We start from the raw sequence: 12,637 nt of genomic DNA on the forward strand, positions 1-12,637 counted from the left end.
AGGCCATATGGAATATCCAACTTATACTCATTCGTGTTTGTTAAACAGTTGCAACATGGATATTTCATAATATAGTAGCGTTTATGTTTAAGTATGCTCTAAAATAATACTATTCTTTGTTTATTCCAAGTGTATAGCTGCTGCGCTCTGGTATTTAGTATGTGGAATGTCAGCGCATATGGGTCAGATACTAAATGAGATGGGATATTTGTTTCATCGCACTAAAAATCTTAAAGGGGTAGACCAATCGCTTACTCCGGTTTTATTGCGAGCCCTAACTCGAAAGTAAATGTAGCTTCCTGCCGTAAATCCATCTTGGTAGGCGCGGAAAGATCGGGTGGTAAACAAAGTCCCCTCAACTCCCCTTAAGTCTGCTCAAGTCCCCTTAACTCCGCTGTAGATTCGACTATGCTTCGATAACGCTCCGTACCATCCTCGGGATTTCTTCGGGACTGCCTTGACACGTCTCCGACTACGCTTTGACCAGGTCTTGGCACAAAGGCAAACAATACTGGAACAATAGCCAAACAAAAGGCGAACCTATCCTAAGATTGTCTCGAACCTGTTTCCTAGCTTTCTTGGAGGAAGATGCAAGAACTATCGAAGACTATGTCACAAACCTGTACAAACCAAAAAGTCGGAGGTACGAAAGCCAATCTGGAAGCGCTTCGGCAGTAATGCCGCTATGTAAAAGGTACCTTATTTTGAATTTAAGGGCAGCATGTAGCGCCTTGTTAGATCGGTACGTTTTAAATCAAAGCTTACTAATCAAAATTATTATGATGCGTTTACTCTTAGCCACCTTAAGCTGTGCAGGACTTATCTTCACATCCTGTTTGAAAGATGATCCAACTGATCCGGAAATTATTGTAGAGCCGCCCTTCCCGATTGAGGTTAAACTGGATAGTATTCAGACAGGGACACTGTATAATGTGACTGTCGGAACTTCAGCGGAAGAAGTGTACAAAGGATTGCAGGGATTCACAAATTCCAGGGGTAAGATTGATTATTTGGCGATAACAGGTGTTTTGAATACGAAGGTCACTGATCTACAAGGTAGGATACAGCTCTACAATGGACTCATCCTAAACCAACAGCCAAGTAGCCCACTGGCTAGTCAGATCTATTTTAAAGACAATAAAATAGCATCTATTTATTACCGTAACAGCCCAAATAAGTTAAGCAGATGGCCAGTCGATGCGGACAACCCTTTGAAAGTAGGGGATTCTGTGGAAAGTATTTATGACAAACTTGTCGCTTTACAGAAAGATAATCGCTATACCCGTTTTTTTGAATACATAGGTCTGTTTGAAAAAAATATGGATACTCCCTTTGATGCCTTTCAAAAGAAATCCGATCTATGGCAATTTAGTATCACTGAGGATGATAAAAACTTTATTCGTGTAGATTTGATTTTTGAAAATGCGGTGTTGCTAAAGGTACGCTCGAGACATGAACGATATCTTTAGGTGGGTTTTGTGAAACTTTTTCTTGCCAACTTTCGGGAATTCCGAGCATTTTATCTAAGTTTATCATCGAATTAGGTAACGTCAGATATGAAGGTTTCAATGTCACGGAAAAGGTGGGTTATAATAGTGTTAAGCGCGTTTGTTGTTTTGATCGGAGCAGCATTTGCTTTTGCTATGTCCAAGCGCGAAGGTTATCTTAAAGCTGCGGTCGAAAAGGTACAGACAAAATTGAAGAACGATCATCAGATCGATTTTAAGGTGGAAAAATATCGTTTTGATGGCTTGACGACTGTGGTCTTTGACGGCGTAACGATCGTGCCGACTGGACGGGATACGTTGGCTTCGATGGATCATCTCGGCGTACGTGTCCGCGTGTGGCCTTTATTGTTTGGAGAAGTCAAAATTGGGCAGTTTGATCTCGATAGGGGTAAAATTTCTTTTGTGAAGCGGGATACAGTGAGCAATTATGATTTTCTCTTCCGAAAGAAGGCTAAGGATTCGACAGCTATAGAGCAACCTAATGAGCGAAATTTCGCAGAGTGGGCACAGCGGTTGGCGAAGCAGATCTTTTCCAAGGTGCCTGATAATATGCGGATGAATGATTTTGAAATATCCTATCGGGATAGTCTATTATATCAGCGTATTCGAGTGCCACAAGCTATTATCGATGATGGGGACTTTGAGACTAGTCTTTTCTTGAATGATCATGACGCGGAGTGGCGGTTGAAGGGTTATGTAAATGGTGACGATCAAAAGCTAAAGGTCGAAGTGTCTTCCAAAGAAAAAAATGCCGAGTTGCCTTTCTTGCGCGGCAAATATGGTTTGGGGATTAGCTTTGATAAACTGGTATTTGACTTGGCTGGGATTAAGAAAGTGGAAACGGACCTGTTGCATGTGACAGGTGGCGTAGAATACGAAAACCTGGTTGTCAAGCACAGGCGTCTGTCGGACGAGCCTATTGTTTTACCACATGGTATTGCTGAAGGTGGGCTAGCTATTGCTAATGACTATATTGCGCTGACAGACAAATCAAAAGTAACGGTAAAAGAATTTTCTGTAGCTCCTAAAGCTAAGTTGATACTCAAGCCAACAAAGAAAATAGAGCTGTCTGTTCATACAGGCCCTTTTACGGCACAGAATTTTTTTGACGCTATTCCCCAAGGATTATTTGAAAGCTTAGAAGGGGTTGAAGTCGCCGGGCAGGTAGACTATAGTCTGGATTTTGCGGTAGAGCTCGATAATCCGGATAAAATTATGTTTAGATCGACCATCGATGATACGGACCTTAAGGTCCTACAATGGGGAAAGGCCAAAATAGATTCGCTTAATTTTCCGTTTGAATATGATGCTTACGATGATACCACATTGGTAAGGCATATCGTGGTAGGGCCCGCTAATCCTAATTTTACACCTCTGGTGCAGATACCCTATGTGTTGAAGACCACGGTTCGCAATACGGAAGACCCGTTCTTCTATAAGCATAATGGCTTTGAAGAGGAGGCTTTTAAATTGTCTATCCGGACCAATATTAAAGAACGCAAATTCAAAAGAGGGGCGAGCACGCTGTCGATGCAGCTGGTGAAGAATGTATTTTTGAATCGGAAGAAGACGATGACACGCAAGTTTGAAGAGATATTGCTGGTGTGGCTGATGGAGGCATCGGGACAGGTAAGCAAGGATCGGCTTTTTGAAGTGTATCTGAATGTGATCGAATGGGGTAAAGATGTATATGGTATAGCTGAAGCTTCGCAATATTATTTTAAAAAGAGACCACAGGATCTGAATTTAGGCGAGAGCCTGTTTTTGTCGAGCATTATTCCTCGCCCCAAAACAGGATTGTCTTCTTTTGATTATACGGGGCACCTTAAGCCTTGGGTGCAACGCCATTTTAATACTTATGGTTATATCATGACCAAGGTAGGCGATCTGAAAGAGGTAGACGTGCCGGCTAGTTACGGGTTTTATGATGTGTTATTACAACCGGGGCTACGAGCGGCTGCACCACTGGTCCAGGATACGGTGTCGCGCGACGTTATAGACGAACACGAACTGTTTATTGAAGAAATGGAAAGGGAGGAAGTTGAAAAGAAGCATATCCTCGAAAAGTTAATGGGTAAAGAACAAAAGAATTAAATAGAGATGCGTACGATTGAGATTGATAATTATAGCTTTGAACCTTTTATTGAATATGAACAGATCAAGAAGCGAATTCGTTTGATCGGTATAGACATTAATGTGCAGTATGCCGATAAACATCCGGTGTTCATCGGTGTGTTGAACGGTTGTTTTATGTTCATGGCAGATTTGATGAAGCAGGTGCATATTCCCTGTGAGATGTCTTTTGTGAAGTTGGCCTCCTACTCAGGAACCTCGAACGGGGATATCAAAGAATTGATCGGAGTGGGAATGGACCTCACGGGGCGTCATATCGTCATTGTGGAGGATGTGGTTGATTCGGGCAATTCATTAAAACACACAATGGAAGCTCTGGAGCGACTTGAAGTGGCGAGTATATCGGTCTGCACCTTGTTGCTGAAACCGTCTTGCTTGCAATATGATTTTGATAATATTATGTATGTGGGATTCGAGATCGAGAAGGAATTTGTGGTAGGATATGGTCTGGATTACAATGGTCAATGTCGAAACCTCCCTGATATCTACAAGGAGGTAGCAAATATTGTTTAGTTTTTAGCATGACAACTATCTAAGTGGTCATTCACCATACCGACGGCCTGCATAAAGGCATAACAGATGGTGCTGCCAAAGAATTTAATGCCTCTTTTCTTAAGGTCCTTTGAGATGGCATCGGATTGAGGAGTGCTGGTAGGAGCATCTTTAAGCGAGAGCAGTTTGTTGGTGATAGGGGCCTGATCGGGCATAAAGGAGTATAGGTAGTTGTAGAAAGAACCGAACTCTTGTTGTATCCCTAAAAAAATCTGTGCGTTGGTCACTGTCGCTGCTATCTTACCTCTGTGACGAATTACCCCTGGGTCTTGAACGATCGTGTCGACTTGTTCAGCGGTGAATAGGGATACTGCTTTTGGATCGAAATCTGCGAACAGCCTACGATAACCTTCACGTTTGCGAAGGATGGTGATCCAGCTTAAGCCGGCTTGTGCCGATTCTAAAACGAGGAATTCGAATAGGATACGGTCGTCTGTGACAGTTTTCCCCCATTCCTCATCATGATATTTTACATACAATGGGTCCTCTCCACACCATGGGCATCTAATGATTGTGTTACTCATAGATTCGTTTAGTTTTTATAGACAAAAATCCTACCTTTGGGCATACATGAAAACAAAGAATAGACTGTCGCAAATTAGGAAAAAAGTTGAATATCTGCTTTTGTTATTTATAGCGGTTTTTTCTTCTATGGTGGTCAATGCTCAGGTACTCCCGGATGTTAATATGTTGGATAGTACAGCGCTCGCTCAGCAAGATTCTATATTACATGTGCGTGCTAAAAAGGATTCTCTAGCCAGAATATATGTTTTTGTAGATCCCAATAGACCCAATCAACAGCTTGATAGTCTGCGTCAAAAGCTAGTGGTGACAGGTAATGATTTCGTGTCTTGGATGGAGTTTGCAAATAGTTTGATCAAGGATAAACATATGCCTACGATGACTCCATCGCAAAAGACGGACCGCCCCTTATGGATTATAGGGGTATTGATACTTTTGTTTTCGGGGATAGGTGTGGTGCGGCTCTTTTTCTACTCGACCTTTCACAATATTATCAACGGGTTCTTTAACGATAGGGTATTGGGGCAGATTAGCAAGGAAGATAATGTGATGACCTCATGGCCTTATATTTTCTTATATGTGATCTTTAGCTTTTCGTTGGGACTATTCATCCTTATTTTTCAAGTAGCTTATAACCCAATGGGTGAGGTTAGCTTTGCTAATTTTTTGAAAATATCGGCGTTGGTGGGAGTCTTGTTTGTTGCCAAGATTGTACTTATCCGGATTATCGCTGTGGTCTTTGAGGTCGAACGATTGGTGAGGGAATACATAGCTGTTTTGTATTTGGTGTACTTCAATAGTATGTTAATCTTAATGCCGCTGCTACTTTTCGTTACCTTTTTTCCAGCTTCCTACTTTAAGATTATATTAATTTTCTTTCTGATTGTTGTGTCTATCTTGTTCTTATACCGCTTTTTACGAACTGCCATCGGTTTGGTAGGTAATCTAAAGTTTTCAATATTTTATTTAATTCTGTATCTTTGCAGCTTAGAAATTGCACCAATTTTAATATTAGTGAAAGCACTAAACAGTTAAAGAAACAATTTATGCAGATCGATGTTGCGAGAGCAAAAAAAGTAAAAAGTGTGTTGGTTACCTTGCCAAAACCTGAGAATGATAAGTCACCTTATTTTACGTTAGCGGAAAAGTATAATTTGAAATTGGATTTTCGTGGTTTTATCCACGTCGAGGGGGTTCCCGCTCGCGAGATAAGAAAAGATCGTATCAATTTTTCTGATTTTTCTGCTGTTATTTTTACAAGTAAGAATGCTGTAGACCATTTCTTTCGTGTGTGCGAAGAGATGCGGTTTGAAGTGTCTGCCGAATTGAAATACTTTTGTATTTCTGAAGCGATTGCGTTGTATTTGCAGAAATATATTCAATACAGAAAACGTAAGATTTTCTTTGGAAAACAGACCGCTAAGGATTTAGAGGAAGTGTTGAAAAAACACAGTAAAGAGAAGTTCTTGTTTCCATGTTCGGACGTAGCAAATGAGGAAACTCAAAAGTGGCTGCAGGACAATGGTTATGATTTTACCCCTGCGGTTTTATTCAGAACAGTGATCAGCGATATTACAGACCTGAAAGATGTCTTTTATGATATCATTGTGTTTTTTAGTCCTTCAAGTGTGCAGTCATTGTATGAGAACTTTCCGGATTTTGTTCAGAATAATACGCGTATTGCAGCTTTTGGAGCGAGTACACAACAAGCCTTGTTAGAAAAAGGACTGTTGTTGGATATCCCTGCTCCTACACCAAGCGCACCGAGTATGACGATGGCGGTAGAACAGTATATCAAACAAGTTAACAAATAAAAGTAGCCTGCTTAGCAGGCTACTTTTATGAAATATCCATATAGCAGAAACTATACAAATATGAATGAAATGTTGTTGGATATTCCATATGACCATTAAAGGTCAAATTATTTATATATGAATATAGCGGTGTTAATTGTGAGATAAGAGTAGTGTTAAAAGATGTTAAAAAGAGGTTGGCGTTAACTTTTTTTTACTTTTTTTTGAGAATTCTTGTCTGAATAACATAATTAACACCTATTTTTAGGTGCTTCTTTTGCTAAAATTTGGCTTTAGGAGCAATTTTTTCGGAGCATATCTTTCTCAATTAGATCCTAAGAAACTGGAGGAGGTTTCTAGATTGTTGATATCGAGGCTTTAAAAAATGTTTTAGCTTAGATTATTTAGTTTATGAATTTTAATCGGTACAGATTGTCTTATGGTTTGCTATGTATACTGATTGCGATAACTGCAATTGGATGCAAAGGCCCCAGTAATTCAGGTGAGCTAGTAGGCGTACGATTGGATAAATTGAAGGCGAGTAAGACACCACATGGTATGGTGTTAATTCCCGGAGGTACTTTTATCATGGGACAATCGGACGAAGATATCGGTTTTTCGCAGACTGCTCAAAATCGGCAAGTAACCATCGCTCCGTTTTATATGGACGACACAGAGATCTCAAATAGCGAGTATCGCCAGTTTGTCAACTGGGTTAGAGATTCCATCTTAATTCATAATTTCTTGGGTGACGACTCTTACTTTGTACAAGGTGAAGGGGGTGGTGGCGAGCGCTATATTGACTGGGATAAGGTAAATAAGCAATCTCCGTGGAGAGCGAAAGAACAAGATAAGCGTGAGCGACTGAACAGTATGTTTTATCAAGGCGAAGATCGGGTATTTGGACGCAATGAGCTCGATGTGCGTCTGTTGAAATATCACTTTGAATGGTACGACCTACAAGCTGCGGTTCGCGGTAAGAATGATCCTTCAAAAAGACGTTCGGATTTCATTATGCGTGACACGATGCTTATTTATCCAGATACGACGGTATGGTTAGCTGACTTTAGTTACGCTGCTAATGAGCCAATGGTAAACGGTTATTTTTCACACCCCTCATTTGATGATTATCCGGTAGTCGGTGTTACCTGGCGTCAAGCACAGGCGTTCAATTCATGGCGAACACAGTTATTTAATAATCAAGCTGCAAAAAATAGGGTACAACCCCGATTTGATTATCAACTTCCTTCGGAGGCTGAGTGGGAATACGCGGCGAGAGGAGGCAAAGTAGGTATGCAATATCCTTGGGGCGGGCCTACAGCACGGAACGCAAGAGGCTGTTTGATGGCGAATTTTAAACCTGGAAGAGGTAATTATATCGACGATGGAGTCGCTTATACGGCGCCTGTATATTCGTATTGGCCAAATGATTTCGGTCTTTATAATATGGCCGGTAATGTTGCGGAGTGGACACAGTCGAGTTACAATGAATCGGCATATTCTTTTGTACATGATATGAACCCGACATACACGTATACCGCTAAAGCATCGGACTTGGAGACGATGAAGCGTAAGGTGATCCGTGGTGGGTCATGGAAAGATGTAGGTTTCTTCCTGCAGAATGGAACTAGACAGTATGAATATCAAGATACATCGAAATCATACATTGGTTTTAGATCGGTTACAAAGTATGCCGGAGTAGCATATTAAAAATAGAAGAGTCTTAAGAATTAATAACGAATTATATTATTAGCATTAGTCAAATGGCACGCAAAAAGAAATTTGGTTTCGGAATCAACACGCTTATCAATTGGGGAGCAACAGTCGTAATTATCGGTTTGATGTTTAAAATTCTTCACTTTAAAGGTGGAGAGTGGATGATAGGTATTGGTCTTGCGGTAGAAGCATTATTGTTCTTCATCATGGGTTTTATGTCGGCAGAGAAAGACGTAGATTGGACGAGGGTATATCCCGAGTTAGATGAAGATTTCAATGGAGAGCTTCCGAAAAGAAGTGCTGCAGTAGCAGTCACTCAACCAACGGCAATTGGTAACACTGCTGCGTTGGACAAATTATTGCAGGATGCTAAAATTGATGAAAACTTGATCGGCAATCTGGGCGATGGCTTACGTACCTTTAGTGATAAAGTGTCTGCTATTTCTAAAGTAGCCGATACCGCTGTAGCAACCAATCAGTTTGCGGACAAATTGAATGCAGCTTCAACCGGAGCGTCTCAGCTTAGCCATGCCTTTGAGCGTGCAGCAGCAGACCTGCAGACGTTTAACGAAGCTTCTGGAGATATGCAGCAATTTAAAGAGCAGGTAAGTACGTTTAATAAAAATCTGACATCGTTAAATGCTATTTATGGCAATATGTTGTCGGCAATGAATGCAAATCGTTCCTAAGTATCACTTTAATTAATGGGATTTAAGGAAAATTAAAGATTATGGCAGGACATAAGGAAACACCTAGACAGCGGATGATTGGTATCCTATACTTAGTGCTATTGGGCTTAGTAGCACTGAATGTATCGGACTCAATTTTGGATGCATTCCGAAATCTAGGTAATAGTTTAAATACATCAACTCAAAATACACAGACTGGTATTGATAATATGTTTTTGGCTTTTCGCGAGACAAAAATGAAAGAGAACCCAGAACGTGCTCAACCGTTATTAACAAAAGCTGAAGAGGCACAAAAATTGATAGCTCAATTGACTGCTAAGCTGACGGAATATAACCAAACTCTTTCTTCACAGGGAGGAGGAATGGACGAAGAGACGGGAGATGTCAAATTTCGTAGTAGTACAGATATTTCGTATCGTGTGATGATTAATGAAGGACGTGGTAAGCAACTTCGGGATTTAATCAATAGTACTTCAGATCAATTGAAAAAACTGACGAATAACGAGGTGAGTTTTACTTTGTCTGCAGAAGATCCGGCACCTAGAGGTGGGGTTAAGAGAAGTTGGGAGGATGTGAACTTTGGAAGTGGTATTCCATTGACAGCAGCTATTACAGCATTAGACAAAATAAATGCGGATGCCAAAAATGCAGAGTCGGCTGTAGTGAAGCATATCTTTGGTAAGATGGACCAAGCAGTTGTTAACTTGGACAAGTTTGCTGCTGTTGCGGTAGCACCTACATCGTATCTTATCGCTGGTCAACCCTATACAGCGAAGGTATTTTTGACTGCATATGACTCGAAATCGAGCCCACAGATATCGGTAAATGGTTCGTCCATTCCTGTCGTTGACGGACAAGGGACGTATTCATTAACACCAGGTGTAGGTACGCACACTTGGCGTGGATCTATACGTGTACAGCAGACGGATGGTACGGTGAAAACCTACGAGACAGAACCGATGACATTTCAGGTTTCTAAGCCTTCGGCTGTGGTTTCGCCTGACGCGATGAACGTATTGTATATTGGAGTAGACAATCCGATATCAATATCTGCTCCAGGGGTACCTGTTGAAAGTTTAAAAGTTTCGGGTTCTGGCGTAAATTTAACTGCAAAGGGAGATGCTAAATATATTGCAAGGGTTTCGTCTCCAGGAGATGTGTCTTTGAATGTGACTGCAACAGTAGACGGTAAGACACAGAACCTAGGAACATCGAAGTTTCGTGTGAAACGTATTCCAAAACCAACGGCGCGTGTCGGAGGCAAGACAGGAGGCCGTATTTCCGCCGCTCAGTTAAGAGGGCAAACTGTTGTATCTGCTGCATTGGATAATTTTGATTTTGATGCTAAGTTTAGGGTGACTAAGTTTAGTATGTATATTGCTATACCTCGAGTAGATCCAATCGGCCCATACTCATCTGGTGGCAATGATTTCAGCGCGCAGATGAAGTCGGGATTGAGTGGTATAAAATCGGGCTCTGTGGTAATGATTTACGATATAGTTGGTGTTGGGCCGGATGGTATGGCACAAAACTTGGAGCCAATTACTTTCCAAGTGACAAATTAGTAGCATAATAAGTACTATTATGAAGAAGATAGTTTTATCGATAGCCTGTATAGGTATAGCTTTTGCCGGTTTGGCGCAAGACGCTAACCTATCGAATAGCACAAAGCCTGTTCGTAGCAAGACGGATCAACCGCCTATCGATGGGTATTATAAAAATACGGATATCGAAAACCGCAAGGTGATCGATTATGCGCCTATCAGACAAACCGATGTGTTCTATCGGAAGCGCGTCTGGAGAGAGCTTGATCTTCGGGAGAAAATGAATCAGGTTTTTGCTTCACCAAAAGCCCGATTGATGGATATTATTGTCAAAGCGATCCAAGCGGGGGAGCTGACAGCATATGATCCTACACCAACCGCTGATAATCCTACAGGCGATAACTTTGAACTCATGCAGATTTTACCTATAGATCAGGTAATGGCACGTTTGGGGGGGGATAGCGTATTGGTTGAGCAGTTTAATGAAAATAACGAAGTCATTAGCTCGAAGTACGAAAACCGTGCTTTTAGTGGCGAGAACGTACTAAAATTTAGGATAAAGGAAGATTGGATTTTTGATAAACAACGATCGGTTTTCGAACCTCGTATTGTTGGTATTGCACCGTTGATCACGCCACAGGTTCCAGGTATGGAGAATGCTGTACAGCAGGGGGCTGTAGCAAATGCCGCAGACAATTATGATCCGTTCGATCCTTTTGCTGTGAAACCAGAGGGTGCTGCTAATAATGCCGCAAATGAAAACTCGACTACTCCAGAAAATGCACCTGTATTGCCAGGTGGAGATTCATTTGGACCTGTTGTGGATGCTACACCAGCATTTTGGATCTATTTTCCAGAGGCACGACATGTGTTCGTGAATAAGGAAGCGATGAATAGACATAATGCTGCTACAGGATTGAGCTACGATGATATTTTTATCAAACGTTTGTTCTCCAGTTACATCGTAAAGCAGGACAACCCAGAGGATCTTCGTATTAAAGATTATATACAGGATGATATCGAACGTTTGTTTGAGTCTGAACGTATTAAAAAGGTAATCATGGATTGGGAGCAAGACCTTTGGTCTTATTAATAAAATACTCGAGCTCTCAGCAGCCATTGATAAAGCAAATAATAAGATGAAAGTCACTTGTTATTTCAAAATATTTCTACATCTTAGTGCTTAGATTGTTTCTAAATAGAGTTGGAAAAAATCAATGATGGCATGAAAAATGTAGAAATATTTTTTTTAAAAGCATTCGTTTTTTATTACGTTATAGTATAAAAGGAAATAAACTAGAAATCTTGTGAAACTACAACCTGTCGATAAAATATCGGAAATCACTCCAAAGGACTTTGTGAGAGATTACCTCAATAAGGGACAACCTGTAATCATTAAGGACTTTATAAGCAAGGATAGTGCATGCTGGTCTAAATGGAGCTACGACTATTTCAAAGAAATAGCCGGGAGCGAAAAGATAAACGTTTATGGTAAAGAAGAGGAAAGTCAAAACTATGCGGCAAGTCCCCCGGTAGGGAAAATGACTTTCGCTGAGTACCTGGACAAAATCAGTTCAGAACCGACGGAGCTCCGTCTTTTTTTATTCAACCTTTTGAAAATCAGGCCCGAGCTAAAAAAGGACGTCGTTTATAACGATGTGACGGGCGGGAAGGTAATACAAGGGCTACCTTATATGTTTTTTGGAGGAGAAGGATCGGCAACGCGAAATCACTTTGATATTGACATGTCCCATGTATTTATCTCCCAATTTCAGGGCTATAAGCGTATCTGGTTATTTCCCAATGATCAGTCGGATCTGATGTACAAATTGCCTTACAATTTCCATAGTATTACAAACCTAAAAAGTAGCAGTACGGATGTGTACCCGGCATTGAAGTTGTTGGATGGTTATGAAGCTGTTATCGGCCCGGGCGAAACTTGCTATATGCCTGCGGGTTGGTGGCACTATATCCAATATGAAACAGAAGGATATTCTATATCCGTTCGTGCCCTGGCAAATTCATTGGGCGAGAAGTTAAAGGGTGCCCGAAACTTATTTATAACGCGTCATTTTGACGATACCATGCGTAAGATATTTAAGGATAGGTGGTTGGATTATAAAGTACAGGTGGCGACCCGGCGTGCAGAGCGAGCTATGAAGCGCCGTAAAGTGAACTAA

Annotated in this window: 11 protein-coding genes; 10 read left to right on the plus strand and 1 reads right to left on the minus strand. The window is 41.1% G+C overall.

Features of this window, described 5'->3' with window-relative positions:
* The first annotated feature begins 779 nt into the window (after positions 1 to 779).
* The 3 genes from B5X76_RS10190 to hpt all read left to right on the plus strand — a co-directional run bounded on the left by B5X76_RS10190 (position 780) and on the right by hpt (position 4,154).
* The gene (locus tag B5X76_RS10190; RefSeq protein ID WP_079643012.1) at positions 780 to 1,469 is read left to right on the plus strand and encodes a hypothetical protein; all 690 of its coding nucleotides are present in this window, start codon (positions 780 to 782) and stop codon (positions 1,467 to 1,469) included.
* A gap of 126 nt (positions 1,470 to 1,595) precedes the next feature.
* Positions 1,596 to 3,602, plus strand: coding sequence for a transglycosylase domain-containing protein (locus B5X76_RS10195; RefSeq protein WP_245801019.1), 2,007 nt, complete (start codon positions 1,596 to 1,598; stop codon positions 3,600 to 3,602).
* A gap of 6 nt (positions 3,603 to 3,608) precedes the next feature.
* Entirely contained in the window at positions 3,609 to 4,154 is a 546-nt protein-coding gene (hpt, locus tag B5X76_RS10200) for a hypoxanthine phosphoribosyltransferase (RefSeq protein WP_079643014.1), read from the plus strand.
* Here hpt and B5X76_RS10205 read toward each other — a convergent pair.
* Positions 4,151 to 4,717, minus strand: coding sequence for a DNA-3-methyladenine glycosylase I (locus tag B5X76_RS10205; protein WP_079643015.1), 567 nt, complete (start codon positions 4,715 to 4,717; stop codon positions 4,151 to 4,153). The two genes, hpt and B5X76_RS10205, sit on opposite strands and share 4 nt — an antisense overlap.
* Before the next feature lie 46 nt (positions 4,718 to 4,763).
* On the opposite strand from B5X76_RS10205, the gene B5X76_RS10210 reads away from it, so the two are divergent.
* From B5X76_RS10210 to B5X76_RS10240, 7 genes are all read left to right on the plus strand, one after another.
* Positions 4,764 to 5,750 carry a DUF4271 domain-containing protein gene (locus B5X76_RS10210; protein ID WP_176141042.1) on the plus strand — a complete coding sequence of 329 codons (987 nt, stop codon included), beginning with the start codon at positions 4,764 to 4,766 and terminating at the stop codon, positions 5,748 to 5,750.
* Between the two features lie 11 nt (positions 5,751 to 5,761).
* On the plus strand, positions 5,762 to 6,529 hold the full coding sequence (locus B5X76_RS10215; RefSeq protein WP_079643017.1) for a uroporphyrinogen-III synthase: 768 nt from the start codon (positions 5,762 to 5,764) through the stop codon (positions 6,527 to 6,529).
* Positions 6,530 to 6,919: 390 nt separating this feature from the next.
* Positions 6,920 to 8,218, plus strand: coding sequence for a T9SS ring complex lipoprotein PorK/GldK (gene porK / locus B5X76_RS10220; RefSeq protein WP_079643018.1), 1,299 nt, complete (start codon positions 6,920 to 6,922; stop codon positions 8,216 to 8,218).
* A gap of 53 nt (positions 8,219 to 8,271) precedes the next feature.
* A complete protein-coding gene (porL, locus tag B5X76_RS10225) occupies positions 8,272 to 8,913 on the plus strand; it encodes a type IX secretion system motor protein PorL/GldL (RefSeq protein ID WP_079643019.1) in 642 nt (213 codons plus the stop codon).
* 41 nt (positions 8,914 to 8,954) lie between these two features.
* Entirely contained in the window at positions 8,955 to 10,478 is a 1,524-nt protein-coding gene (gene porM, locus B5X76_RS10230; RefSeq protein ID WP_079643020.1) for a type IX secretion system motor protein PorM/GldM, read from the plus strand.
* A 19-nt stretch (positions 10,479 to 10,497) separates the two neighbouring features.
* Entirely contained in the window at positions 10,498 to 11,550 is a 1,053-nt protein-coding gene (gene porN, locus B5X76_RS10235) for a type IX secretion system ring subunit PorN/GldN (protein WP_079643021.1), read from the plus strand.
* Positions 11,551 to 11,764: 214 nt separating this feature from the next.
* Positions 11,765 to 12,637 carry a cupin-like domain-containing protein gene (locus B5X76_RS10240; protein WP_079643022.1) on the plus strand — a complete coding sequence of 291 codons (873 nt, stop codon included), beginning with the start codon at positions 11,765 to 11,767 and terminating at the stop codon, positions 12,635 to 12,637.

Source organism: Sphingobacterium nematocida, assembly GCF_900168125.1.
GTDB classification, from domain to species: Bacteria; Bacteroidota; Bacteroidia; order Sphingobacteriales; family Sphingobacteriaceae; genus Sphingobacterium; species Sphingobacterium nematocida.

Coding starts and splice junctions, on each gene's coding strand:
- porN (WP_079643021.1), top strand. CDS start 10,498: ATGAAGAAGATAGTTTTATCGATAGCCTGTATAGGTATAGCTTTTGCC.
- porK (WP_079643018.1), top strand. CDS start 6,920: ATGAATTTTAATCGGTACAGATTGTCTTATGGTTTGCTATGTATACTG.
- B5X76_RS10205 (WP_079643015.1), bottom strand. CDS start 4,717: ATGAGTAACACAATCATTAGATGCCCATGGTGTGGAGAGGACCCATTG.
- porM (WP_079643020.1), top strand. CDS start 8,955: ATGGCAGGACATAAGGAAACACCTAGACAGCGGATGATTGGTATCCTA.
- B5X76_RS10210 (WP_176141042.1), top strand. CDS start 4,764: ATGAAAACAAAGAATAGACTGTCGCAAATTAGGAAAAAAGTTGAATAT.
- B5X76_RS10190 (WP_079643012.1), top strand. CDS start 780: ATGATGCGTTTACTCTTAGCCACCTTAAGCTGTGCAGGACTTATCTTC.
- porL (WP_079643019.1), top strand. CDS start 8,272: ATGGCACGCAAAAAGAAATTTGGTTTCGGAATCAACACGCTTATCAAT.
- B5X76_RS10215 (WP_079643017.1), top strand. CDS start 5,762: ATGCAGATCGATGTTGCGAGAGCAAAAAAAGTAAAAAGTGTGTTGGTT.
- hpt (WP_079643014.1), top strand. CDS start 3,609: ATGCGTACGATTGAGATTGATAATTATAGCTTTGAACCTTTTATTGAA.